Consider the following 25455-nt stretch of genomic DNA (forward strand, 5'->3'; position numbering starts at 1 on the left):
ATAAAATGCCAAAAATCAGAGAACCGCGTTACCGCAAAATTGCTTTTCTTATTGCAGAAAAAATTGTTAATAATGAATACCGTGTTGGTACCAAACTCCATGCGCGCTCGACGCTATCAACTACATTTGGCGTGTCTGCGGAAACAGCTCGTAAAGCAATTAATGTCTTGTCAGATTTGGATATTGTGCGTGCCGTTCATGGTAGTGGTGTCGAAATTTTGTCACGGGAAAAAGCCAAGTCATTTTTGAATCAAGCAGCTGAAACAACTAATATTCAAAATATTCATGTTCAAATCAATGATCTCATTGATGAGCAAAAATCTGCACTAGACAATTTATCAGGCGCATTGTCAACATTATTTGAACAAACACAACGTGTCCAACAGCACAATCCACTCACACCCTATGAATTAGTGTTAGAGCAACCAAGCGCAAAGTTAAACCAATCAATTGGTAATTTAAATCTGTGGCAAAATACCGGTGCCACCGTCATTGGCATTTTGCACAATGAAGATCTCATCGTTTCACCCGGTCCGTACGCCGTCATTGAAACCGGTGACACGCTATATTTCGTTGGTAATGATACCAGTTACCAAGCCGTCCAACATTTCTTCTATCAATAAAAAAAAACGATTTGATGTCGATCAAATCGTTTTTTTACGCGACCACAGCTGTTGCCAGAGCCAAGCGCATCATATCCTGAAATGCAGTCTCGCGCATTCTAGCATCAGCGTATTTTTGAGTCACTAAATTGTCACTCACTGTCAAAATACTGAGCGTTTGAACATGATATTTAGCGCCAATCAAGAATAAACCAGCTGACTCCATTTCGACAGCCATAACACCGTACTGCGCCAATTTATGATTATCAATTTCATCATTATAGAAGCGATCAGCAGCAAAAATATTACCAACACGCACAGGAATATCAAGTTGTTTAGCAGATTGATGCGCTTGACACAACAAATCAAAATTAGCTAAAGGTGCAAAAGCAATTGATTGTCCAAAAGTGGCTTGTAAGACATTGGAATCTGTTGAGGCCCCTTCGGCTATCAAGACATCCCCAATTTCTAACTCAGGTAACAAGCCACCAGCCGTGCCAACACGAATTATTTTTTTGACACCAAAATCTTGAATAAGCTCTGTGGCATAAATTGATAATGACGGAATTCCCATGCCAGAACCTTGCACACTAACGCGCACACCTTGATAAGTCCCTGTATATCCAAACATGTTACGAACCGTGTTGTATTGGGTGACATCCGACAAAAAGTTTTCAGCGATAAACTTTGCCCGTAAAGGATCGCCCGGTAATAATACGACTTCTGCAATGTCACCTTGTTTTGCATCAATATGTGTACTCATTGTAATTCTCCTAAAAAACTTGTCCCATTGTCTAGTTGCCCACCAAAATTATCTAAAATTGTTGCCCCAAGGTCAGCAAATGTTCGGCGTCTGCCTAACGTTTTCCCGCATTGAATCAGTCTTGGTGAATAGCTCAACAATGGTACCACTTCACGTGTATGATCAGTACCATGAAAAGTCGGGTCATTGCCATGATCAGCTGTAACCATGATGAGATCATCGTGATTCATCTTACCTAACACATCACCAAGCTCTTGATCAAATGTCATTAAAGCACGTCCGAAACCAATTGGATCCCTGCGATGACCATACATAGCATCAAAATCGACTAAATTAGTAAACACAAAGCCATTTGGTGTAGTCTCCATCACATGCAGCAAGTGGACCATGCCATTATCATTGCTGTCATTATGATAAGCCGTATCAATTCCCTCACCGGAAAAAATATCCTGAACTTTACCAATGCCAATCACTGGTACACTCATTTTTTGTAACCTTGTCAATACGGTATTGCCAGTGGGCTTCAGAGAAAAATCACGCCGATTGGCCGTACGTTTAAAATCACTCGCATCATGACCCACGAACGGTCTAGCGATTACGCGTCCCATTTGATAGGGTGGCTGATTAACTAATGTACGTGCATACTCACAAATTCGATATAGTTCAGTTACTGGCACAACGTTTTCATGCGCTGCAATTTGTAACACCGAATCTCCAGATGTGTAAACAATCAGTCCGCCAGTTACCATCTGTTCTTCGCCATAGTCCTTTAGCGCTTCTGTCCCCGAATAGGGTTGATTCAACAAAATTTTCCGATTTGCAAATTCAGAAATTTTGCTTACCAGCTCATCTGGAAAGCCATTTGGAAATGTCGCTAAGGGTTGTTTAACGGGTAGGCCCATCATTTCCCAATGACCATCCATACTATCTTTGCCTGCTGATATTTCTTGCATAGTACCAAAATCACCAATTGGCCGACTCTCAACAGCAACACCTTGCAGACCGCCTTTGTGTAAATTAGCTAGTCCCATTGCTTGTAAATGTGGCAAATGCAACCGACCATGATACACTTGCGCAACATGCCCGATCGTGTCAGCGCCAACATCATTGAAGTTAGCTGCATCAGGTGCCGCGCCAGCACCCACCGAATCCAAAACAATGACCATAATCCGTTTAAAAGGCTTCATGCGTGAACCTCCTTTGTCACGTGACTGCATATATTGGGATAAGATTTTTGCGTACCACGCGCCATGACAGACAGCCCAGCATAGGCATTAGCTTGAGCAATTGCTGCATCAAGTGACTCACCTTGAGCAAAATAATGTGCAAACGCACCGACAAACGCATCACCTGCACCGGTGGTATCAATGGCATTAACATCTTGACCATCAACTAGTGTTTCTTTCTGGCCTGCCGTCATCCAAAGCGCACCACGTTCGCCCATTGTCACAATGACATTTGCCACGCCAAATGACAACAAACGTCGCGCCGCAGATTTGTTTTCCTGAACTGTCGACACTGGCATATTGGTAATAGCAGCAAGCTCAGATTCATTAGGAATCAGATAATCAACCATTTGCAAAACGTCTAACGGTAATTTGTGCGCCGGTGCAGGGTTATAAATAATTGGAATATTATATTTTTTGGCCAAATGAATGGCCTTAATATTAGTTGGCATGGGTACCTCTTGTTGCAGCACAATAACCTTTGCTTGTTTTATCAAGTCAATTTTATCCAACAATACTTCTGGTGTGAGTTCAGTGTTTGCACCCTGCACAATCAAGATACGGTTGTCACCGTTACTTTCGACAAAAATTGGTGCCACGCCGTTACTCTGATGTCCTGTTAATACACCACTGATGTCAATATGATTGGCCACAAAATTGGCACGTGTTTTTACGCCAAAGCCATCATTGCCAACACACGTTAGCATTGCAACCCGAGCGCCCAATCGACTGGCTGCTACTGCTTGGTTGGCACCTTTACCGCCAAATCCCATCTCAAAGCTTGGTGCTTCAACTGTCTCGCCTTTATGCGGTAAACGCTCAACATAGCTGATTAAATCCATTACATTTGACCCAATGACTAATACATCAATATCTTTTACCATATTATTCTCCAATTCCAGTCGTAACCGTAAATGACTGTGTTTCACCAGCCGCAAGATGAATCAAAGTACCTGCTTGACTAGCAGCGTTATACCCATCAGGGTGACTAGTACCCGGAATGGCAAATGCCGCTACTTGTTGATCAGGATTATTTAACAACCACCTCGTAACAAACGGTAATTCTTTTGTGTTAAATGACGTAACAAATGTCGGTCCATTTGGTAGTGACATTTTAAAAACAGCTCGGTCAACTAACGGACGCAAATCTGTTGACATGTATACAATTTCCGGGTCAAAACGACTACCATTATCTAGCACCTCAATGACTTCACCACTTGCTTGTAACGCTTGATTAAATGTCCGCCAGCTGGCCGTCGGTTTGACGTGGGACGGGATTGATTGTCTTAATTTCAGAGTATTCTCTGGTATGTTAGCGGTCATCGTTGCGCCATCCACATAGCAATAATTAAGATGATTCAAATATTGCAAAGGCATTGTTTGATAGTTGCTGAGATTAGTCACTTCTAACCCAATATCTATCAATGCTGACCCTGCGTGCATGATAACAGTATTATGGGTTCGATAATGATATCCAAATCCTTTTACATACTCATACTCGCCGCCAATTATGATATTATCTTGGTCAATTTCTAAATAAATATGATCAAGTTTGGTCATAGGATATTCGCCATGCAATGAGTGAGTATCTGTCTCACTAGGCGTACCACTAGCTAAAACACCAGATGTAAATTGAAACATGCCATACGTATCGGTCACCTGCGTTCCTGAGTATGGTTTATCAAACGCTGATGTCATTTTCAGAGACAATTGATCAAAAACGGCATCCCAAATCATGAAACCTTGAAAAGGTAGTATCACAATGTAGCCACGATTATTACTAATTTTCAAGCCGGCAACGCCTGTATCATATTGCATGGTCGTCACCGTAAAATGCTCATCTTGATAAATGTTATAAGGTTCTTGGTCAAATAATTTCTCCGGCAAATTGATTCTTTGTGTCATTCTGTTGCGCCTCTCTTTCTTGCTGTACCATTGTCTTGGCAAACCAAGCGACAACGGCAAAAGCGATTAAATCAATGCTGAAACTAGTAGACATATCCGTCATATCAGCGACAGCACCTTGTATCAGTGGCAAAATCGCGCCACCAACAATACTCATAACCAAAATAGCACCAGCTGTCTCACGATGAGCTGGCACCTGAACCGTCTTAATCGTTTCCGAATAAATAGTTGCCCAACCCGGTCCAAACAAACCACTCACCAGCACTAAAGCATATAATGCTGAAACATCATGTACCAATGTGACGTAGAGTAACGCCACAATACCCATCACACCATACGACAGTAGAACATGACCAGCACCAAATTTTGGTATTAACAAGTTGGCAATAAATTTACCAACAAAGAAAGCAACATAGGCATAAATCATAAAATTACTAGCATATCGTTCATTAAAATGGCTATTCAACGTCAAAGCAAGTCGAATTGTAAAGCTCCAAACCGCTGTTTGCATACCAACATAGAAAAATTCAACCAAAATGCCTTGTTTAAAAGGCTTGTTTTGCCATAAATACTTGAGTGTGTCCAGAAGCTTTGCATTTGGTTGTCCAACAGTTAGTGATTGCTGCCTTTTCTTTGGGTATTGTGTCAAAACCAAGATGATAAAAGCAGCACCTAACACCACAAGCAAGCATTGATAAGGCAATAATGTATGCGCCAAAGCTTTATGCCCAAATGAGAGTTTCTCGTTGGCGTTCATTCCTGCCATCTGTTGCGCCAAACTTTTTCCATCGCCAAAGATAAGATATTTTCCCAATATAATGCCTAAAATCGATCCCACAGGATAAAATGTTTGCGAAATATTGAGTCTCAGAGTGGCGTGTTGCTTAGGACCTAACAAACTAGAATAGGTATTGGCGCTAGTTTCCAAAAAACTCAACCCTGTTGCCAAAACAAATATTGCAATTAAAAATACGCTATACGTGCCCATTTGACTGGCTGGAAAGAACAATAGCGACCCGACCATATACAGCCCGAGCCCAATTAAAATTGAAATTTTATAACTCGTTCTTTGAATCACGCGGCTGGCTGGAATAGCCAGTACAAAATAGCCCAAGTAAAATGCACTTTGTACAAATGCGCTGGCAACATTTGACAGCGTAAACACTGCTTTAAATTGCGTAATTAAAATATCGTTCAAACTAGCTGCAGCACCCCACAATGGAAACATGAGTGATAGTAAAATAAACTGAAAAGGTGGTGTTTTATTCAGGTAGCCATCTGCCTGAACAACTGCTTTTGTTTTAAATATTGTCATTATTTTCTCCTCCAATGTCACTATTTACATAGCATAGTTGACCTTTTGAGAGCGTACAATGACAATAATCGTCTTCACAAACATTTGTTCGTAATTAATCGCACTGATGTTCCCGACGAGCCGGTCGTGATAGCATATTTTTTTCACAAAGTGTTGACATGCTATTGTTCATTTCCTCATATTTACGGGAATAATAACGATGATATCTAACTTATTAACCCTTTCAGTATCATTATATTATCTTGTTAATAAACGATCGGCACACCCAAATATTGACATTAAAAAAAGACACATCTCTATTAAGACGGCTTTGTACATTAATTCACATTATCATAGAAAAATTCTTCTTTATTTTTGAACAATTTTCAACTTATATTTTTAAACGTTCGTTTTTCAGCAAATTATAGATTTTAAAAAAGACAGATTTAGTTCATCATAAACTAAATCTGTCTTTTCAACTCATTTATTGGATTAGTTGTTATTTTTTCTTTTCAAGAGTGTTAACAAGCCTAGCAAACTTGTCAAAATCAAGCCACTTATTACAACATGGCCGTTATTTTGTGATGCACTCGTTTTTGGTAATTGCTTGTCTGTGCTTTCACTATGATCACTATTGATTTGCTGACCATCATTACTAGGATTAGCAACAGGTAGCATAACATCATTATCTTTGTTCTCTTTTATGTCGTCGATTGGGGATTTTTTCTTTTCCTCAACTTTTACGACAATGGCAACATCACCACCTGCGTCTGGTACAATGACCGGACCATAGGGTGTATCAATTGTAGTACCCGGTGCTACTGGACCGTATGGTATTTCTGGACCAACAGGATTACCATTTTCATCTTCTGGCACAATGTTGCCAGCTACTACATACTCTGGCACGTCTACGGCTGTCTTTTCATAGACCGCAATCCCTGGTACTTCTGAAGCGACCGTAACGACAATATCCCCACCATTTGCTGGTACTTCAACTGGGCCATACGGTGTGTTAATGATAATGCCTGGCGTCTCGATACCATGTGGCGTCACAATTCCAGAATTGGGTTCAAGTGGACCATATGGAATTTTGGGCCCGACAGAGTTACCATTCTCATCTTGAGGTACGATATTTCCTGCCACTACATACTCTGGCACGTCCACGGCTGTCTTTTCGTAGACCGCAATCCCTGGTTCATTTTCTGCTGGCAATGCAACATGTTCTGGAACATCGACGGCTACCTTTTCATAAACTGCAATTCCTGGTTCAGTCTCTGATGGCAATTCAATGTGTTCTGGGACATCGACGGCTGTCTTGATTGTCACAACCACATCGCCACCTGTCTCTGGGACAATTACTGGGCCGTATGGTGTGTCAATTGTTGTCCCTGGCTTAACTGGTCCGTATGGCATCTCTGGTCCTACTGGATTTCCTGCTGGATCTTTTGGCACAATGTTGCCAGCTACTACGTATTCTGGCATATCTACGGCTGAACCTTGTGCTTCTGGAACATCGACAGCTACCTTTTCATAGACTGCAATTCCTGGTTCGTTTTCTGATGGTAATGCAACATGTTCCGGTATGTCCACGGCTACTTTTTCATAGACTGCAACTCCTGGTTCGGATTCTGCTGGCAGTTCAACGTGTTCTGGGACGTCGACAGCTACCTTTTCATAGACTGCAATCCCTGGTTCGTTTTCTGATGGCAGTTCAACGTGTTCTGGGACGTCTACGGCTGTCTTTTCATAGACCGCGATCCCTGGTTCGTTTTCTGATGGTAATTCAATGTGTTCTGGGACGTCTACGGCTATCTTTTCATAGACCGCAATTCCTGGTTCAGTTTCTGCTGGCAATGCAACATGTTCCGGTATGTCCACTGCTACCTTTTCATAAACCGCAAGCCCTGGTTCGTTTTCTGCTGGCAATTCAACGTGTTCTGGGACGTCTACAGCTACCTTTTCATAGACTGCAATACCCGGTTCAGTCTCTGATGGTAATGCAACATGTTCCGGTATGTCCACTGCTACCTTTTCATAAACCGCAAGCCCTGGTTCGTTTTCTGCTGGCAATTCCACATGTTCTGGGACATCGACGGCTGTCTTGATTGTTACTACCACATCGCCACCTGTCTCCGGGACAACCACTGGACCATATTGTGTGTCAATTGGTGTCTTAGGAGCTACTGGTCCGTATGGTATCTCTGGTCCTACTGGGTTTCCTGCTGGATCTTTGGGCACAATGTTGCCAGCTACTACATACTCTGGCACGTCAACGGCTGAACCTTGTGCTTCGGGGGCATCGACTGCTGGTGTCTTGATTTGAATCACAACATCACCACCATTAGTTGGTACTTCAACTGGGCCATACGGTGTGTCAACCGTTGTCCCTGGCTTAACTGGGCCATATGGAATTTCTGGTCCTACTGGGTTACCATGCTCATCTTGAGGTACGATATTGCCAGCTACTACATATTCTGGGACGTCCACGGCTGAACCTTGTGCTTCTGGTACATCGACAGCTACTTTTTCGTAGACCACAAGCCCTGGTTCGTTTTCTGCTGGTAATGCAACATGTTCTGGGACGTCCACGGCTACCTTTTCATAGACTGCAATTCCTGGTTCAGTCTCTGATGGCAATTCAATGTGTTCTGGGACGTCCACGGCTACCTTTTCATAAACTGCAATTCCTGGTTCAGTCTCTGATGGCAATTCAATGTGTTCTGGGACGTCCACGGCTACCTTTTCATAAACTGCAATTCCTGGTTCAGTCTCTGATGGCAATTCAACGTGTTCTGGGACATCGACGGCTACCTTTTCATAAACTGCAATTCCTGGTTCAGTCTCTGATGGCAATTCAATGTGTTCTGGGACATCGACGGCTGTCTTGATTGTCACAACCACATCGCCACCTGTCTCTGGGACAATTACTGAGCCGTATGGTGTGTCAATTGTTGTGCCTGGCTTAACCGGTCCGTATGGTATCTCTGGTCCTACTGGATTTCCTGCTGGATCTTTGGGCACAATGTTGCCAGCTACTACGTATTCTGGCACATCTACAGCCGAACCGTGTGCTTCTGGTACATCCACGGCTACCTTTTCATAGACCGCAATCCCTGGTTCAGTCTCTGATGGCAGCTCAACATGTTCCGGGACATCTACAGCTGCTTTTTCATAGACCGCAATCCCTGGTTCGGATTCTGCTGGCAGTTCAACGTGTTCTGGGACGTCGACAGCTACCTTTTCATAAACTGCAATCCCTGGTTCGGATTCTGCTGGCAGTTCAACGTGTTCTGGGACGTCGACGGCTGTCTTTTCATAGACCGCGTCCCTGGTTCGTTTTCTGATGGTAATTCAACGTGTTCTGGGACGTCTACGGCTACTTTTTCATAAACCGCAATCCCTGGTGTGCCCGTGGCTACTGTAACTGTGATATCGCCACCATTAGTTGGTACTTCAATTGGGCCATACGGTGTGTCAATTGTTGTGCCCGGCTTAACGGGTCCATATGGTGTCTCTGGTCCTACTGGATTGCCTGCTGGATCTTTTGGCACAATGTTTCCAACTACTACGTATTCTGGCACATCTACAGCCGAACCGTGTGCTTCTGGTACATCCACGGCTACCTTTTCATACACTGCAAGCCCTGGTTCGTTTTCTGCTGGTAATTCAACGTGTTCTGGGACGTCGACAGCTGCTTTTTCATAGACCGCAATTCCTGGTTCGTTTTCTGATGGCAATTCAATGTGTTCTGGGACATCGACAGCTACCTTTTCATAGACTGCAATTCCTGGTTCGTTTTCTGATGGTAATTCAATGTGTTCCGGGACATCTACGGCTACTTTTTCATAAACCGCAATCCCTGGCGTGCCCGTGGCTACTGTAACTGTAATATCGCCACCATTTGCTGGTACTTCAACTGGGCCATACGGTGTGTCAATTGTTGTCCCTGGTGCTACTGGGCCGTATGGTGTCTCTGGTCCTACTGGATTACCTGCTGGATCCTTTGGCACAATATTTCCAGTAACGATTTGTTCACTGGTAACAGTCTTATAGGTGTAAGTAGTCGTATATGAAACCTGATTGCCATACAAGTTAGTACCAAGCGCAAACATTGTATCCATATTTAGTTGCTGACCAACCTGTAAAGAATCGGCGATATCAACAGCAACTGTTATTTCATTTTTTTCACTTGGAACATTAGTGCCCGTTAATGCGGATATTTTCAAAACATTGTGATTGCTATCTTTAAATAGCATAAAGCGATGACCATTACTATCGGCATTTACTTCAGCATCATACATTGTACCTTGATAGCTAATTTTTGTGTTATTGGCTAATTCAGTAATTAATTTCTGTATATCATCAGCCGTCATTTTTTTGTACATTTACCTTCAAAGTTCCAGTCGGTACCTGAACTTTAAAAGTAGCTGGGTCTAAATGTACCCATTCCCCATCTGAATCTTCAATATTTAAGTAGCCATTATCAGTCAAGGCAGTCATTGTGATGTTGTCAACCTGTGGATCAAACTCGACATGTGCCTTCATACTACCAGCAGATCCTGGTAATGTGCCACTAATATATCCCTTTGGTGGGTTAAGTTTCTGCGTCTCTGTATAGTACACACGCGTCGTTGACTGATTTCCATCAGGAACCTCACTCAAGTCATTTACCGTAGTCTCTGATGATACAACATCATTAACATAGTCTAAATTTGATGCTTTCATGTCATCACTGTATTGTGACTTCAAATTGTTATCGTCAAGCGAATCAACATTTGTTGGCTCACTTGTTGTAGACGTGCTGACTGTTGACGAGTTGTCTTGATTGCTGACAGTATTAGTACTTTGCTGAGTATTTTGTGCAGTCTGGTTCTGACTATTGTCAACCAAACTATTATCTGAATCAGTCTGAACATTAGTTGATACAGATGTGTCAGCAGCATTTGCGCTTTCACTTGTTAAAACATTCACATGACTAGCAACAGAATTAGTGTTTGTGTCCGAAATATCTGATTGCTGAGCATTGTCTGTAACTTGCGTAACAGACTGTTCATCTGTTGTATCTGCGCTAACTGTGGCGTGATCAACCATAATTGCAGCACCAGTCATAAAGGCCAACGCGGCCATTACCCATTGCTTTTTTGCCTTATACATCTTAAATTTAACGGTTGGCGTTGCTGTAAAATTATGCTCTTGCTTACTCATATTTTTATTCCCCATTTTTAACTCAACTTACAAATTGTAACCAGTGTAATAATATCATTTATTCACAAAAAAGTCAATATTTGTTCATATTTATCGTTTTAATAACACATATAAGCACATTTGAACAAAATTTAATAAATTTGAACAAAAAAAGACCAAAACAATTAACACATTGTTTTGGTCTTTCTAAAATATTAAATCAACACAACTTTATTTATCTAAGCGCGCACGGAATGCTTTTGTGGCTTCTTCATAGCCAGGCTTGCCCAATAGCGCAAACATTGCTGTCTTATAAGCTTCGACACCAGGTTGATTAAATGGGTTAATGCCAAATGTGTAACCAGAAGCACCAACAGCCATTTCAAAGAAGTAAATCATGTAACCCAATGAGTAAGCGTCTTGTGCTGGCAAGTGGACAGCCAAATTAGGTACACCACCGTCAACGTGAGCCAAAGTAACACCTTGAGAAGCCTTTGTGTTCACTTCATCAATCGTGATACCTTCCAAATATTGCAAACCATCATTGTTGCCTTCTTCATGTGGTAGGTCCAAATTAGATACAGGATTATCTAACTTAACCACGGTCTCAAACAAGTCACGTCGTCCTTCTTGAATATATTGTCCAAGTGAGTGCAAATCAGTTGAGAAGTTAGCTGAAGATGGGTAGATACCCTTTTGGTTTTTACCTTCAGACTCACCCATCAATTGCTTCCACCACTCTGACAAATATTGCATTGAAGGTTCCCAGTTAATCAACAATTCTGTTGTATAACCCTTATCATACAAAATACGACGAACGGCAGCATACTTATATGCCTCATTCTTTTTCAAATCAGAATCAGTATATTCGTTTTGCGCATCACGAGCGCCATCCATCAATTTTTGGATATCAGCACCTGAAGCAGCAATTGGCAACAAACCAACGGCTGTCAAAACAGAGAAACGACCACCAACACCGTCAGGAATTGTGAATGTTTCATAACCTGAAGCCGCAGCTTCATCATGCAGAGCACCACGATTAGCATCTGTTGTTGCGTAAATGCGCTTCTTAGCAGCATCAGAACCGTACTTTTTCTCAAGCAATTGCTTAAATACGCGGAAAGCAATTGATGGTTCTGTTGTTGTTCCAGACTTTGAGATAACGTTGACAGAAAAGTCTTGATCACCAATGACACGAACCAAATCATTCAAGTAAGCTGCAGAAGTTGAGTTTCCTGCGAAATAAATTTTAACACCTTGACGTTGATCATCCGCCAATTCATTATTAAACATTGGATTCAAGAAATCAACTGCCATTTTTGCGCCCAAATATGAACCACCAATGCCAATGACAACCAAAATTTTTGAATCAGATTGAATTTGTTTGGCCGCCTTTTGAATACGTGCAAATTCGTCCTTGTCGTAATCAGTAGGTAGAGTCAACCAATCAGAATATTCCGCACCAGCGCCCGTACGATTGCGCAATTGTTGGTCAGCCATCGTAATTAACGGTTGCATCTCATCCAATTCATGTGGTGCGACAAAATTCTCAATGTTCTTTGTGTCAAATGTAATGTGTGCCATTATTCGCTCCTATTATTAATATTATGAAATCGTTTTCACTATTATTTTATCACAACTTTGACGCAGCTGCTTCATCAACAATGATTGTAACATTTTCGTGATTTTGTAGAACAGAAGCTGGCACGGTTTCAGATACTGGTCCATTTACTGTTGCTGCAATCGCATCGGCTTTGGTGTCACCATAGGCTACCAAGAGAATCTGTTTAGCTGACATGACTGACGCAATACCCATGGAAATAGCCTGCGTTGGCACGTCAGATTCTTTTTCAAAAAAGCGTGCATTTGCATCAATTGTAGATTGCGTTAAATCAACAATATGCGTGGTTGAGTCAAATGATGTCCCTGGCTCATTGAAACCAATATGCCCATTACGACCAATGCCTAATAATTGTAGGTCAATTGGATTTTCCGCAATAATTTGATCATACGCTTTGGCGGCAGCTTCGTGGTCATCACTTTTACCATCTGGAACGTAAGAATGCTTGAAAGGCTTTTGATTAAAGAGATGTTGATTCATAAAATAACGATAACTTTGATCATTATCACCGTCTAGTCCCAAATATTCATCCAAGTTGACTGATGTCATATTTGAAAAGTCCAAATCACTTGCTGATAAACGATCGTACAACGCAATTGGTGAAGAACCTGTTGCCAAGCCTAACACTTTTGCGCCACTTTTAATCACATTCTGATAAATTTCAAATGCCTTTTGAGCCCCTTCGTCAGCGTTTTTTACTTTGATAATATTCATGATGTGATCTCCATTCTTTAATTGGTCTATACCGCTTTGGTCTATACCAATATAATAGCATTATTTTAATGGAATAACAAGGTTATGGTTTGAGCAGTTCACAAAAAAATCGATCTTTCGATCGATTGTATATTAAAACAGATTCCGCCAAAGCCTCACAAACCAGTTAGCTTGCGTGCCTTTAACACCAGACTTTACAGTTAATTGTTTGTCTGTTTTTGAAGTATAAGACAAATATTGTGCGTTTAAAGCTGGGCTAATATGCCCAATCTTTTGATTTTTATTTAGTTTGGCAAGCTTAGTGTCAACACTCAAATTCGATAATTTAAGTTGTGTCTTTTTGTTTGTCCAAAAAGTTTTAGTTTCCGCCAATTTGACCGGAACTTCAGTCTTCTTTAATGCTTGAAAATTTAGCTTTTGTATTGTTTGATTACTTGTGAATGTATGCCCTTGCTTTTTGGCTAACACTTCATTGACTACATCCAACGTGGCCTGAAAGCGTGTCTTTTCATCCATATAATCACCGGCACCATTGACAACGGTAATAAATTCATGTCCATTTTGGTCTTTGATAATGCCTGTGAATGCTGCGCCAGATTCAGGTGTTGATCCGGTTTTTAGCCCTTCAATCACCAGTTTGTTTGGATTAGACAGCTTTGGCATTGTTTGTGTCATTAGCTGCCAGTAATCAGTTTTGTCTGTCACCACATAAGAGGCAGTTAAATGATATGAAATAGTCATTTTTTCAGACAATTTTCTTAGAGTGGGATCCAACTCTAAATCAGCTTTAGCAATCATCGCTAATTGTTTTGCAGTCGCGTGGTTGGCAGCTGTCGTTGAAGCACTCTTAATTTGATTTTCAAAGGCATCCCCATTGACTTGTCCCGCAGAATTATACCACTGTGAGCCGGTCAAATGTAATGATTTTGCCCACATTTGCAATGCTTGCTGAGTTGTTTTGCCTTTAGGTGTCATAAATTCACCTAGTGCAAATGCGGCATCATTAGCAGAATTAGCAAACATAACGTCATATAATTCTTTGACAGATAATTTGTCACCAGCTTTCACGGCAATATGGGAAAAAAGATGGCTGTCCTGATCAGATAAATCTGATTTACTGGTAATGGGCACTTTGGTTGTCCATTTAATTTTACCGGACTTAATGCCTTGTAGCACACCATAAGCAGTCAGCATTTTAGTTTGTGAAGCAATTGGCACCTGCTTATCAGCATTTTTGACACCAAGTATTTGTCCAGTTTTTGCGTCAATCACAACCGCTGAAGTGGCATCAACACTCAAATTGATTGGTTTATCAGTCACGTGCTTGACATTAGTTGGCTTTGAAACATCTTTTTTATTTGTCGATAGTCCAATAATCAAACCAATTATTAGGACAATCACGCCCGCGACTATTAACTTAGTTTTGTATCTTTTCATAACTCACTCCCTTTTGTTTGAGTGGGAGACTGATGACAAAAGTTGTTAAATCATCATCCGATTCGGCAGACACAACACCGTGATGTTGTGTCACAATACCTTTAACAATTGCGAGGCCAAGCCCCGTTCCCCCTGTTTTACTATTACGAGAACTTTCTACACGATAAAAACGATCAAAAATATCGTCTAGCGCATCCCCCGGAATTTTAGCGCCATCGTTAATCACACGAATCTCAACATTTTCATCTCGTACTTGAGCGGTTAACTTAATAAAAGTGGCCCCATCACCATACTTAAAAGCATTCGTAATCAGATTCATCAACACCCGCGCTAACTTATCAGAATCAGCTTCAATCACAATCATCTCTGGATTGGTTAATTGCGTCAACTTAATATTTTTTTCCTGTGCCTCAAGTTCGTAGCTCGCTAATAATTGACCAAACAAATCACTTAAACTTAATGATGTCAGATTCAAAGACGCGTCCTGAGCCTGTGTCTTTGAAAATTCAAATAGATCCTCAACCAACACTTTCATTTGATTGGATTTATCATAAGCCGTATGAATATACTTTTTGCGGTTATCGTCGCTAAGATTTTCACCCATTTCTACCAATCCTAGGTAACCAATAATCGCTGTTAATGGCGTACGCAAATCATGTGAAATATTGGTAATCATTTCATCTTTAGAACGTTCACTAGCACGTTCTTCTTCTCGAATACGTCGCGTGTTAGTCGCAATCGTGTTAGAAACATCAATCAACGCTTGTGTTTTAGGCGCATAAGTAGCATGCCAATCAATAGTCATATCCGCATTATCTGCAGATATTTGTCGTAATTCCCTAATTAATCGCAACAAACTCTCATCTCGTCGCCATTTAACATATTGAACGATAATAATCGCAAAATTGCCTAGTACAAATACAAAAAATTCCAGTATCTGCCAAGTATTACTGGAAAATCTATTAACTCGCTGTGCTAAAACATCAAAACCTGTCATAGTTGTCCAACTATATAGGCAAAGCAACAGTAGCGTAACGATGATATAATAATTTTTTGTGCGATTATGCTTAAAAAATATCGCTATTTTTTTCATTGGTTCACTTCAATTTTATAGCCAACACCCCAAACTGTTTGGATGACTTGGTCACCATTAGTTGCTTCTTCAATTTTGTCACGCAAATGAGAAACGTGCACCATAACTGTTTTTGCAGACACAACCGATTCTTGTTGCCAAACACGCTCAAAAATATCATCAGCCGAGAAAACACGATTAGGATGAGAAGCTAGCAAGTACAAAATACCAAATTCCAATGCTGTCAAATTGACCAAATCACCATCTGATGTTTTGACTTCATGGCTGTCTTTATTGATAACAAGTGATCCAATGTCTAATACGTCGGGTGTTTGATCTTGTACGGCATTTTCAGCACGACGCAAGAGTGACCTAACGCGCGCCATTACTTCCAGCGGATTGAATGGTTTGGTAACATAATCGTCAGCGCCTGTGATCAAGCCCTGAATTTTGTCCATATCGCCTGACTTAGCTGACAGCATCAAAATCGGAATACGACTATCTTTTCGTACTGCTTTGACAACTTCTAGACCATTCATATTTGGCATCATGACATCTAAAATCATCAATGCAATGTCTGGGTTTGTATTCAGCTTTGACATTGCCTCTTTACCATCGCTGGCCATAATTGGATCATAGCCTTCATTTTTTAAATAAATTTCTAACAGCTCTGCAATTTCAAGATCATCATCAACTACTAGAATTTTCATGGTTCAATTTCCTTTCAATTACTTTTGCGCAGCTTCTAGGCGCGCTTGTTGTGATAATTGACTTATGGCGAAGAAACCACCCTTTAAGCCAGCACGTTGGCGGTTCCAACGGAAAGCAAGATAAGCCACGGCTGCCAAGATAATATAGACAATCGCAGGCAATGTTGGGTTAATAACAGCTGGCAACATACCCAAAACGACGAATCCCAAAATCCAAGCTACCATCGCAGCAATGAGGTAGCCCCAGCGACGACTACGAGAATTAGTTTGTTCAGGTGCTTTTGGATTAGGTGTCAACTTCAAAACCACTGCTGTATAAATTGACCCACCCAGTCCGGCAATCAGCAACAGAGAAATAATCCCTGCGCCTTGATTACGATTGTTTTTTGAGAAAAACAAAGTCAAGCCAAAGACTAAAGCAAATAACATAAATATGGCTAATGACGTATCAATTGCTAAAGTACTAAATTTGAAGTCAAAAAGCTTTTTGGCTGTCTTTTTAGGGTCAAGATACTGTTGAACAGCTTGTGTTGGTGTACCAAACAATTGCGTCGCTGTTTGTCCTTGGCCTTGTGTTGCCAAAAGTTTAGCTTCTACCTCTGATGCAATTGAGTCTATTTTTTCACCATCTAATTTTGTATTTTGAGCCAATAGTTTTTTGAATTGGAACATAAAATCCTGATTTTTTTTCGTTAATTCACGATTTTCTGACATGCGTTGTTGCCTCCCTAGGTTATGTACGGTGCGAGTGCACCTTTATATTGATTAAACGTTAAATCTGAACTCGATAATATCGCCGTCTTGTACGACATATTCTTTACCTTCCGAGCGCAATTTTCCAGCTTCCTTCACTGCTTTAACTGAGCCTAAAGCATCTAAGTCGTCAAAACTAATCGTTTCAGCGCGAATAAAACCACGTTCAAAATCAGAATGAATGACACCAGCGGCTTGTGGCGCTTTGGCACCTGCTCTAAAAGTCCAAGCGCGTGTTTCTTTGCCACCAGCTGTGAAGAATGTTCTCAAGTCAAGCAGATGGTAGGCTGCTCGAATCAATTTATTCAATCCGGGCTCATCAACCCCAGCCATCTCCAAAAACTCGGCACGTTCATCATCTGGTAATTCGGCAATTTCTTCTTCTGCACTTGCTGACAAACCAATGACATCAGCACCTTCGCTATTAGCAAACGTTTTGATTTCATTAAAGTACTTTGAAGATTCAGGATCAGCCATATCATCTTCAGCCAAGTTGGCGACATACAAAACGGGTTTGGTAGTTAATAAGAACAAGCCTTTGACGATTTTTTGTTCATCATCACTAAACGCAACAGTTCGAGCGGATTGACCAGCTTCTAACGCTGGCTTTAATTTTTCAAGCACTGCAAACTCAGCTTTAGCAGCCTTGTCGCTACCCTTAGCGGCACGCGCTACTTTGGCATAACGCTTATCAACCGTTTCAAGATCAGCCAAAATCAGCTCAGTGTTGATTGTTTCAATGTCATCCAACGGATTAACAACACCATTAACATGAATAATTTCATCACCATCAAAAGCGCGGACAACGTGGACAATGGCATTCACTTGACGAATGTTTTCTAGGAATTTATTCCCTAATCCCTCACCTTGTGAGGCGCCTTTAACAATACCAGCAATATCCGTGAATTCAAAAGTTGTTGGGATGACTTTATCGGCAGGTTCAATGGCTTGAATACGTGCCAAACGCTCATCTGGTACTTCTACCATACCAACGTTGGGCTCAATCGTCGCAAAAGGATAGTTGGCCATTTCTGCACCAGCTTTCGTAATTGCGTTAAATAATGTTGATTTGCCGACGTTTGGAAGGCCGACGATTCCAGCAGTAAGTGCCATGTTAATCTTCTTTCTGACTTGCTTCTTCAAGTATTTTTTTCAATCGTTTGTTAAAATCAAAACGCGTCATCATAATTCCACGTCCACATTTTGTACAAGATAATTTGATGTCTGCGCCAACACGCGTAATTTCCCAAGCATTGGCACCACAAGCATGTGGCTTTTTCATTTCAACAATGTCATGTAAATTGTATGTTAATGGTGTTGCCATCAATCTACCTCAATATTTAATAATGCTAAAATACGACTTAAATCATCATTTGAAACATAGTTAATTTCAATTTTGCCATTTCCCTTGGTGGCTGTATTGACCTTAACTTTTGTGCCAAATTTTTCTTCCAGCTGTGTTGCAACTGCCGCAATGAAAGGTGAAATTTGTGGCTTTTCAGAGGCAGCAGGCTCGTCACCAGATTCATTGATTTGTTTAACTAATGCTTCGACTTGACGAACATTTAAACCACGCGCCATAATTGTGGCAACAACCTTGTCAATTTGTGATTTTTTCTTTAAACCTAATAAAGCTCTTGCCTGTCCCATTGATAAATCACCATCTTGTAACAATGTTTGGACATTTTCTGGTAACTTCAACAGTCGCAATGCATTTGCCACAGTTGCTCTATCTTTACCAACTTTTTCAGCCAATTGAGCTTGGCTAAGTGACAGTCTTGTCATTAAGGCATCGAAAGCTTGCGCTTCTTCAATGACATTCAAATCATCACGCTGCAAGTTTTCAATTAGTGCCACGGCTGCCATCGTGTCATCATCAACCTGACGCACAATAGCTGGTATTGTAGTTAATTTTGCTAATCGTGAAGCACGTACACGTCGTTCACCAGCAATAATTTGGTAGCTTTTACCATCTTCACGAACGATAATCGGTGTTAAAACACCGCTATCTTGAACGGATGTTGCCAATTCCTGTAACTTCGTCTCGTCAAAGTGACGGCGTGGTTGAAATGGATTAGGCTTTATAGCACTCAAGTTAAGCTGCACAACATTCTCGGTTGCAGTCGGCTCTTTTGTTGCAGATTTTGTATGTTCAACTGCTGATTTTGACACATTATTGGCGCCAAATAGCGAACTCATGCCCTTTCCAAGGCCACCTTTTTTATTTGCCATATTGCTTCAAGACCTCCTGTGCCAGATCATTGTACACTTGAGCACCAACACTTCTTGGATCAAAATCAATGATTGCTTGTCCATAAGATGGCGCCTCGCTCAAACGAACTGTTCTTGGGATGATTGTCTCATAGACTTTGTCATCAAAGTAATTACGCACTTCTTGCGCAACCTGCTTAGCCAAATTCGTGCGTCCGTCATACATTGTCAACAAAATTCCGGCAACATCTAACTCTGGATTAAATTGCTGACGAACCAGCTCAATTGTATTCAACAATTGACCTAAACCTTCTAACGCATAAAATTCAGTTTGTACAGGAATAAGAATAGCATCTGCTGCCGTAAATGCATTGACAGTTAACAATCCCAAAGCTGGTGGATTATCAATCAAAATAAAGTCATAATCATCACGCACTTTTTCAAGTGCTTTTTTCAATCGGTATTCACGTTTTTCTTGATTGGATAATTCAATTTCGGCGCCTGATAATTGAATGGTGGCAGGCACCAAATCATAATTGTCCGTTGGCACAATAACATCATGCAATGGAGTTTGCTCAACGATAACGTCATAACTATCAACAGTTAAAGCAGATTTATCAACACCAGAGCCACTAGTCGCATTACCTTGGGCATCAATATCAACCAATAAAACGCGCTGCCCAGCCTGTGCTAATGCCGCGCCTAAATTGATACTTGTGGTGGTCTTACCGACACCACCTTTTTGATTGGCTAATGCAATTATTTGTGCCATTTTAGGCGCCTCCTATTTTAGTTTAAGCAATTGGTTTTTTACTTGGTATACCCGCTTGACGAGGGTACTTCTTGGGTGTTTTCGTCACTTTATCAACAATTTGTATAAATCGTGAATCACCATTAGGCAATTCAAACGCGTATTCATCACGTAATTTACCGCCTAGCGTTTGCAGCGCCTTTTGCCCATCAGCCAACTCTTGTTGTGCTGCTGCACCTTTCATGACTAGAAATTCACCACCAATGTTGACAAATGGCAACGTATACTCGGCCAATACGCTTGTCCGTGCAACAGCACGCGCTGTTGCATAGTCAAATTGCTCCCTGAACGTTGGATTTTGTCCGATATCTTCGGCACGCCCATGAACAATAGTCACGTCGCTCAACTTGAGCTCGTCGACAACGGTTTGTAAAAACTTAACCCGCTTTTGCAAAGCGTCCACCAAGGTGATTTTAAGATTTGGAAAGGCAATTTTTAGTGGTATCGCTGGGAAACCGGCGCCAGTACCAATATCAATTAAACTATGCTCACCATCTTGCAAGCTTTTTTCATAAAATGCGACTGTCAGTGAATCATAAAAATGTTTAAGATAGACCTCTGATTTTTCAGTGATTGCCGTCAGATTAACACTGGCATTAGTTGTCACTAATAATTCATAATATTGTTCAAATTGCGCTAATTGCGCATCAGTTAATGTCATGCCGGCTTGTTTGAGTGCATTCATGAAGTCTTCGTTTGTCAATTGTGTTCTCCAATTTTAATTAGTTCAGCACACAAAAAGCGCCATTTTCAACTACTACTAGAATACCTAAAAATGGGCTATTTTTCAAGTTTTCCCGCGTTGATATTTGCGTCATCAATTTGTGCAACCTTCAACAAAAACCAAGCATTAAACGCTGGTCCGTCAATATCAAGGGCCACATGTGCATTCGTCGTGTCGTGGGTACTTTGCAAAATGTCCCCAACTGTTGCACCAATTGCCGGTCCGCTTGTCACCACGTCAATCCAAATATCCCTCATTTGGTATTTTTCAGGGTGTAATAAGTAATATAGTGTGTTAACGTCATGCATTGGCTTGCCAGTACCTGTGTGATCAGCGTAGTGGTCAAATAACGCTGACAGCATTCGTCCCGTTTCATTGATCTGTGCTAATGTTGCTAAAGAATCAGTTGTCAAAACTGCCTTTTCTGTTACATCAAGACCTAACATCGTAATAGACAAGCCACTTTCAAACACAATTTTGGCGGCATCCGGATCGGTAAAAACATTAAATTCAGCAACTGATGTCAAATTACCGCCGGACAAACTGCCACCCATAATGACTAATCGTTCAATTTTCTGCAAATCGTCTGGGAATCGCTGTATCAACATCGCGATATTGGTAAATGCCCCAACTGCAACCAACGTAATCGGTTCATGTGATGCCTGTATGGTCTGATGCATGGCCACAACTGCTTCGTCGGCAATTGTTTGAGTGGATAGTGTGCCAAAATCATAGCCCGGCATGCCGCTTTCACCATGAATTGCCGCAGCATCCTTAAATGGCTTGACCAATGGTTTTTCTGCGCCACGAGCTACTTTAACATCTTGCCGATTAAAATAATGTGTTAACTTCAAAGCATTCAGCGTTGTTTTATCGACGGAAACGTTCCCCGCAACCGTCGTCACCAATCGCACATCAAAAGCAGAATTTGTCAGTAATATACTGAGTGCCGCAGCATCATCAATACCCGGATCAGTATCAAAAATAATTGGAATTGTCATATTTTCCCCTTTAGTTATTATTGTTATTATTATACCAAAGCTTTCAACTTGACATTTTTGAAAGTCCGTTTTATTATGGTCTTAATCTAGGAAAGGGGGTCATAACTTTTGAGTAATTCTAATGGAAAACGCTCAATCGTTTTGGCCGCTTAATAGGAAAAGCGGTCGATTCGATTGCAGCAACCACGAAGCAAGTTTGATTTAGATTCTGCTTCGTGGTTTTTTTATTGCCTTTTACATGACATTCACCAAATAAAAAAGCACACCAAATGGCATGCTTTCACGAATAATCACTTGCGTGCTGCAAGTTTAAAGTCCAGTGGAACACCAACTGCATGGTGATAGAATCCTGTAACATCAGGATTAACTAGTTCTGGTTGTGCTTGAGTTAAATAATTTATGTTACCTCATTTTTGGTATGAAACAAGCATCTATCTCTTTGATAAGTAATTGTTTGTTAGTAAACTATTAAATGTTATGTCCCCCACTAACCTTAATGATCTGCCCCGTAATTTGGTTTGCTTCGTCACTACATAAAAACGCAACCGCGTCAGCAATATCTTCTGGTTGAACCAACCTACCTGTCGGAATATCTGGTAAAACAATTGTTTCTAAATCTTTGTTGATCCATCCTGTTTGCGTTGGTCCTGGCGCAATACAGTTAACAGTTATACCTTTTGAACCCAGTTCCACTGCAAGCGACCTAGTTACTGACTCGTTAGCAGCTTTACTTGCACCATAAGCAATTTGACCTGCCATATTTTGCGCAGAATCTGTTGAAAAATTGATAATTCTCCCACTTTGTCCTTGAAAATTTTGAAGGTAAAGTTGTGACATCAACAATGTCGCTTTGGTATTTACATCAAAAATCAAATCAATTGCTTCAGGAGTAATTTTATCAAGAGAATCATGTTCGCTAAACTCGGCTGCGTTATTGATTAGGAAATCTACATGACCAAATTTTTTGACAGCTTGCTTAAATATTTTTGCTGGTGCATCTTTTTCAGTGATATCAGCTTCTATTGTTAATATTTTAGCACCAGCTCCCTCTAACTCATCTTTGACTTCGCCACCATCACTCGCAAGGCTTTTAAAATATAAATCATATCCTGGCTCATTAGCCTTTGCTTCGTCCCAAGAATAGTCTAAGCGTTTATAAACGAATACAAGTTTTGCGTTGGCGTTAGCAAATTTTCTAGCGATGGCCGCCCCGATACCTTTGGGGTTATTTGTCCCTGTAATTAATATTACTTTATTTTCAAAACGCAATCTCATCACTCCCTTCCATCCCAACTATCACTTGCGTGCTGCAAGTTTAAAGTCCAGTGGAACACCAACTGCATGGTGATAGAATCCTGTAACATCAGGATTAACTAGTTCTGGTTGTGCTTGGTAATACAGCGGATTCAAAATGGCTTGTTGATTGATAATCTTTTCCAATCCCTTTTCGTCAGCTGCACGTTTAGTATCATTTGTGGCATCGACACCCTTTGCTTTGTTCCATAATGCATCGTAATCAGCGTTTGAATTGTGGCTGTAATTATTAGCATTGCCTGTCGAGGCCAAATCTAAGAATGTCGTTGGCTCGGCATAATCAGCACCCCACTGCGTCAGCATAATTTGGAAATTAGCATTCGATCCATCTTGCAAACGTTGCTTGAATGGCACGAACTTCTCAGTCACTTTTAAGCCGGGCAAATTCTTACTCCATTGACCTTGCAAATAGTTGACAACATCTTTCGCGTTGGCAACACGATCTGTATCAGCTTCAATTTCTAATGTAATTGACTGCTCGCCTAATTCCTTCAGGCCTTCTTGGAAAAGCTTCTGAGCTTTTGCTTTATTATACTTATAGTCTTGCTTTGCATAAGTCGCAAAATCAGTTCCATTTACCGAGCTCAATCCTTTAGGTGTAAATGACGTGGCTGGCGTTGACGTACCTGACAATACTTGTGAATTCAGCTCTGAACGGTTCGTCACCAAATTCAGTGCTTGCCGAATCTTCGTATTATTCAACGCCTTGACATTTCCGGACTGGTTATAAGCCAAAAATACCGTTGTTGCTTGTGGCGTGATGCGATATCCTTTGTTATTCTTATTCGCTTCTGATAATTGTGGCGTGTTAACCAACGCAGAGTCCAGCTTACCCGTCTTATACATTTGCACAGCTACTTCTGGTTTCTGAATGACCTGCAAATCAATCTCCGGTGTCTTAACCGCTTTTGCGTCCCAGTAATACTTATTCTTGACTAACTTAAACTTATTGTTTGTTCCGTTCCAACCCTTAAATACGTAAGGCCCGTTATAAAGCGTCTTGCTAGCAGTTGTCCCATACTTTTTGCCATATTTTTCAACAAAGCTTTGCTTTTGTGGGAAGAAAGTTGGGAACGTCAACAAACTCTTAAATTGTGGCATCGGCTTTTCCAATGACACTGTCAACGTATTGCCGCTGGCTGTGGTACCTAGCGTCTTTTTGTCGGCCTTACCAGCTTGAATGGCGTCTGCGTTCTTGATACCACTATACAAATAGGCATACTCTGAAGCAGTCTTCTGGTCGTTAGCACGCTGCCAAGCGTAGACAACATCTTTGGCCGTTAACTTACTGCCATCAGACCACTTGAGCCCATTACGCAAAGTAATTGTCCATGTTTTGCCATCAGTTGATGACTTGATTGATTTGGCAAGCGCCAGTTGTGGCTTGCCATTCTTATCAGCTCGAAGTAAGCCTTCTCCAGCATTACCAACGACGTCCATTGAGTATTCATCAGTAATCGTTGCTGAATCCAACCCATTCAAAGGCGTCGGCAACGAAAAGTGTAGCGTTTTATCACTGCTACTGTTGGAACCACCCCATAAGCCAGCTGCACGAGTGCCACCGACCACAGCCACAACAACCACACCACCAATTGTTAGTTTTTGCCATGTTTTCATTAAAATATCCTCACTATTTTCTTCCGTATTTACTCATTTTACCACATTGAAAGCTAATCGGCTGGGAAAATGCCATAATTTGGTACTTTTTTTCATAGTTGGTCTAACAGATAAACAATGATGAAAAATATGTACCTATTTTCAGGAATATTATATATATTAATAGTAATATCATAGACAGAATGAAAATATTGCCTTATACTAGGTGCTAATAAGATAATTAAAGCAATATATAAAGCTATTTTAACGAGGAAAAATTATGATTGGTATAGAATATATTTTGGAAACAGATTGGAAAAAAAATGCGTATATTATTGCGACTGGCGATACGCAATTGGTCAATGTATCAGATCGTGTCCACCATTTATGGCGTGATTCATCACATGCACGTACACTACCACGTGACAATCGTATTAAAGAACAAGCACGTATTTTGTCTGATTTTCAAAAAAATGGTTGGGCATAATTGATAAAAAAGGCGGACGGTGTTCGTCTT

General features: G+C 40.9%; 24 protein-coding genes. 2 read left to right on the forward strand and 22 right to left on the reverse strand.

The features are described 5' to 3' along the window. Nucleotides 1-5: 5 nt before the first annotated feature. On the forward strand, nt 6-623 hold the full coding sequence (locus tag ACI3ES_RS08995) for a TrkA C-terminal domain-containing protein (RefSeq protein ID WP_004911497.1): 618 nt from the start codon (nt 6-8) through the stop codon (nt 621-623). Between the two features lie 34 nt (nt 624-657). On the opposite strand, the gene deoD is transcribed toward ACI3ES_RS08995, so the two are convergent. From deoD to ACI3ES_RS09105, 22 genes are all read right to left on the reverse strand, one after another. Further along, nucleotides 658-1365, reverse strand: coding sequence for a purine-nucleoside phosphorylase (gene deoD, locus ACI3ES_RS09000; protein WP_114666941.1), 708 nt, complete (start codon nt 1363-1365; stop codon nt 658-660). Further along, nucleotides 1362-2552, reverse strand: a complete 1191-nt coding sequence (locus ACI3ES_RS09005; protein ID WP_114666942.1) for a phosphopentomutase — start codon at nt 2550-2552, stop codon at nt 1362-1364. The genes deoD and ACI3ES_RS09005 overlap by 4 nt, the downstream gene beginning before the upstream one ends. Then, nucleotides 2549-3475, reverse strand: a complete 927-nt coding sequence (gene rbsK / locus ACI3ES_RS09010; protein WP_114666943.1) for a ribokinase — start codon at nt 3473-3475, stop codon at nt 2549-2551. The genes ACI3ES_RS09005 and rbsK overlap by 4 nt, the downstream gene beginning before the upstream one ends. A gap of 1 nt (nt 3476) precedes the next feature. Then, nucleotides 3477-4496: a DUF4432 family protein gene (locus ACI3ES_RS09015; protein WP_114666944.1), complete on the reverse strand. Its 1020-nt coding sequence runs from the start codon at nt 4494-4496 to the stop codon at nt 3477-3479. Beyond that, on the reverse strand, nt 4459-5811 hold the full coding sequence (fucP, locus tag ACI3ES_RS09020) for an L-fucose:H+ symporter permease (protein WP_114666945.1): 1353 nt from the start codon (nt 5809-5811) through the stop codon (nt 4459-4461). Before fucP ends, ACI3ES_RS09015 begins: the two co-directional genes overlap by 38 nt. Before the next feature lie 471 nt (nt 5812-6282). After that, nucleotides 6283-8877: an LPXTG cell wall anchor domain-containing protein gene (locus ACI3ES_RS09025; RefSeq protein ID WP_407631976.1), complete on the reverse strand. Its 2595-nt coding sequence runs from the start codon at nt 8875-8877 to the stop codon at nt 6283-6285. A 146-nt stretch (nt 8878-9023) separates the two neighbouring features. Continuing rightward, on the reverse strand, nt 9024-10175 hold the full coding sequence (locus ACI3ES_RS09030) for a hypothetical protein (RefSeq protein WP_407631977.1): 1152 nt from the start codon (nt 10173-10175) through the stop codon (nt 9024-9026). Then, entirely contained in the window at nt 10153-10995 is an 843-nt protein-coding gene (locus ACI3ES_RS09035) for a KxYKxGKxW signal peptide domain-containing protein (protein WP_407631978.1), read from the reverse strand. Before ACI3ES_RS09035 ends, ACI3ES_RS09030 begins: the two co-directional genes overlap by 23 nt. Before the next feature lie 210 nt (nt 10996-11205). Then, nucleotides 11206-12558, reverse strand: a complete 1353-nt coding sequence (locus ACI3ES_RS09040) for a glucose-6-phosphate isomerase (RefSeq protein WP_114667717.1) — start codon at nt 12556-12558, stop codon at nt 11206-11208. Between the two features lie 49 nt (nt 12559-12607). Next, on the reverse strand, nt 12608-13309 hold the full coding sequence (locus tag ACI3ES_RS09045; protein WP_114667718.1) for a glucosamine-6-phosphate deaminase: 702 nt from the start codon (nt 13307-13309) through the stop codon (nt 12608-12610). A 132-nt stretch (nt 13310-13441) separates the two neighbouring features. Then, entirely contained in the window at nt 13442-14746 is a 1305-nt protein-coding gene (locus ACI3ES_RS09050) for a D-alanyl-D-alanine carboxypeptidase family protein (protein ID WP_114667719.1), read from the reverse strand. Next, complete coding sequence (locus ACI3ES_RS09055; protein ID WP_114667720.1) at nt 14727-15839, reverse strand: cell wall metabolism sensor histidine kinase WalK; 1113 nt, start codon at nt 15837-15839, stop codon at nt 14727-14729. The genes ACI3ES_RS09050 and ACI3ES_RS09055 overlap by 20 nt, the downstream gene beginning before the upstream one ends. After that, the gene (locus ACI3ES_RS09060) at nt 15836-16528 is read right to left on the reverse strand and encodes a response regulator transcription factor (RefSeq protein ID WP_004914247.1); all 693 of its coding nucleotides are present in this window, start codon (nt 16526-16528) and stop codon (nt 15836-15838) included. Before ACI3ES_RS09060 ends, ACI3ES_RS09055 begins: the two co-directional genes overlap by 4 nt. A gap of 18 nt (nt 16529-16546) precedes the next feature. Beyond that, entirely contained in the window at nt 16547-17242 is a 696-nt protein-coding gene (locus tag ACI3ES_RS09065) for a DUF1129 domain-containing protein (protein WP_114667721.1), read from the reverse strand. Between the two features lie 51 nt (nt 17243-17293). Continuing rightward, a complete protein-coding gene (gene ychF / locus ACI3ES_RS09070) occupies nt 17294-18394 on the reverse strand; it encodes a redox-regulated ATPase YchF (protein WP_036068422.1) in 1101 nt (366 codons plus the stop codon). Between the two features lies 1 nt (nt 18395). Beyond that, nucleotides 18396-18605 (reverse strand): DUF951 domain-containing protein, encoded by a 210-nt coding sequence (locus tag ACI3ES_RS09075; protein WP_004914252.1) that lies wholly within the window; start codon nt 18603-18605, stop codon nt 18396-18398. Continuing rightward, nucleotides 18605-19513 (reverse strand): ParB/RepB/Spo0J family partition protein, encoded by a 909-nt coding sequence (locus ACI3ES_RS09080; RefSeq protein WP_004914254.1) that lies wholly within the window; start codon nt 19511-19513, stop codon nt 18605-18607. Before ACI3ES_RS09080 ends, ACI3ES_RS09075 begins: the two co-directional genes overlap by 1 nt. After that, nucleotides 19503-20264 carry a ParA family protein gene (locus ACI3ES_RS09085; protein ID WP_114667722.1) on the reverse strand — a complete coding sequence of 254 codons (762 nt, stop codon included), beginning with the start codon at nt 20262-20264 and terminating at the stop codon, nt 19503-19505. The genes ACI3ES_RS09080 and ACI3ES_RS09085 overlap by 11 nt, the downstream gene beginning before the upstream one ends. Before the next feature lie 22 nt (nt 20265-20286). Continuing rightward, nucleotides 20287-21006 (reverse strand): 16S rRNA (guanine(527)-N(7))-methyltransferase RsmG, encoded by a 720-nt coding sequence (gene rsmG / locus ACI3ES_RS09090; RefSeq protein ID WP_114667723.1) that lies wholly within the window; start codon nt 21004-21006, stop codon nt 20287-20289. 77 nt (nt 21007-21083) lie between these two features. Next, nucleotides 21084-22028 (reverse strand): ribonucleoside hydrolase RihC, encoded by a 945-nt coding sequence (gene rihC / locus ACI3ES_RS09095; protein ID WP_114667724.1) that lies wholly within the window; start codon nt 22026-22028, stop codon nt 21084-21086. Between the two features lie 468 nt (nt 22029-22496). Beyond that, nucleotides 22497-23297, reverse strand: coding sequence for an SDR family NAD(P)-dependent oxidoreductase (locus ACI3ES_RS09100; protein WP_407631979.1), 801 nt, complete (start codon nt 23295-23297; stop codon nt 22497-22499). A 27-nt stretch (nt 23298-23324) separates the two neighbouring features. Next, nucleotides 23325-24959, reverse strand: a complete 1635-nt coding sequence (locus ACI3ES_RS09105; RefSeq protein ID WP_142511916.1) for a peptide ABC transporter substrate-binding protein — start codon at nt 24957-24959, stop codon at nt 23325-23327. Between the two features lie 259 nt (nt 24960-25218). On the opposite strand from ACI3ES_RS09105, the gene ACI3ES_RS09110 reads away from it, so the two are divergent. Next, a complete protein-coding gene (locus tag ACI3ES_RS09110; RefSeq protein ID WP_114667707.1) occupies nt 25219-25425 on the forward strand; it encodes a hypothetical protein in 207 nt (68 codons plus the stop codon). Nucleotides 25426-25455: the final 30 nt, after the last annotated feature.

The organism is Leuconostoc falkenbergense (assembly GCF_045801155.1).
Lineage (GTDB): Bacteria > Bacillota > Bacilli > Lactobacillales > Lactobacillaceae > Leuconostoc > Leuconostoc falkenbergense.

Bases quoted from the DNA above. Each gene is read 5' to 3' on its own strand.
- ACI3ES_RS09075 (WP_004914252.1), bottom strand. From the start codon at position 18,605: ATGGCAACACCATTAACATACAATTTACATGACATTGTTGAAATGAAA.
- ACI3ES_RS09080 (WP_004914254.1), bottom strand. From the start codon at position 19,513: ATGGCAAATAAAAAAGGTGGCCTTGGAAAGGGCATGAGTTCGCTATTT.
- ACI3ES_RS09060 (WP_004914247.1), bottom strand. From the start codon at position 16,528: ATGAAAATTCTAGTAGTTGATGATGATCTTGAAATTGCAGAGCTGTTA.
- ACI3ES_RS09085 (WP_114667722.1), bottom strand. From the start codon at position 20,264: ATGGCACAAATAATTGCATTAGCCAATCAAAAAGGTGGTGTCGGTAAG.
- ACI3ES_RS09040 (WP_114667717.1), bottom strand. From the start codon at position 12,558: ATGGCACACATTACATTTGACACAAAGAACATTGAGAATTTTGTCGCA.
- fucP (WP_114666945.1), bottom strand. From the start codon at position 5,811: ATGACAATATTTAAAACAAAAGCAGTTGTTCAGGCAGATGGCTACCTG.
- ACI3ES_RS09030 (WP_407631977.1), bottom strand. From the start codon at position 10,175: ATGTACAAAAAAATGACGGCTGATGATATACAGAAATTAATTACTGAA.
- ychF (WP_036068422.1), bottom strand. From the start codon at position 18,394: ATGGCACTTACTGCTGGAATCGTCGGCCTTCCAAACGTCGGCAAATCA.
- ACI3ES_RS09035 (WP_407631978.1), bottom strand. From the start codon at position 10,995: ATGAGTAAGCAAGAGCATAATTTTACAGCAACGCCAACCGTTAAATTT.
- deoD (WP_114666941.1), bottom strand. From the start codon at position 1,365: ATGAGTACACATATTGATGCAAAACAAGGTGACATTGCAGAAGTCGTA.
- ACI3ES_RS09015 (WP_114666944.1), bottom strand. From the start codon at position 4,496: ATGACACAAAGAATCAATTTGCCGGAGAAATTATTTGACCAAGAACCT.
- ACI3ES_RS09110 (WP_114667707.1), top strand. From the start codon at position 25,219: ATGATTGGTATAGAATATATTTTGGAAACAGATTGGAAAAAAAATGCG.
- rihC (WP_114667724.1), bottom strand. From the start codon at position 22,028: ATGACAATTCCAATTATTTTTGATACTGATCCGGGTATTGATGATGCT.
- ACI3ES_RS09105 (WP_142511916.1), bottom strand. From the start codon at position 24,959: ATGAAAACATGGCAAAAACTAACAATTGGTGGTGTGGTTGTTGTGGCT.
- ACI3ES_RS09005 (WP_114666942.1), bottom strand. From the start codon at position 2,552: ATGAAGCCTTTTAAACGGATTATGGTCATTGTTTTGGATTCGGTGGGT.
- ACI3ES_RS09065 (WP_114667721.1), bottom strand. From the start codon at position 17,242: ATGTCAGAAAATCGTGAATTAACGAAAAAAAATCAGGATTTTATGTTC.
- ACI3ES_RS09055 (WP_114667720.1), bottom strand. From the start codon at position 15,839: ATGAAAAAAATAGCGATATTTTTTAAGCATAATCGCACAAAAAATTAT.
- ACI3ES_RS09045 (WP_114667718.1), bottom strand. From the start codon at position 13,309: ATGAATATTATCAAAGTAAAAAACGCTGACGAAGGGGCTCAAAAGGCA.
- ACI3ES_RS09050 (WP_114667719.1), bottom strand. From the start codon at position 14,746: ATGAAAAGATACAAAACTAAGTTAATAGTCGCGGGCGTGATTGTCCTA.
- ACI3ES_RS08995 (WP_004911497.1), top strand. From the start codon at position 6: ATGCCAAAAATCAGAGAACCGCGTTACCGCAAAATTGCTTTTCTTATT.
- rbsK (WP_114666943.1), bottom strand. From the start codon at position 3,475: ATGGTAAAAGATATTGATGTATTAGTCATTGGGTCAAATGTAATGGAT.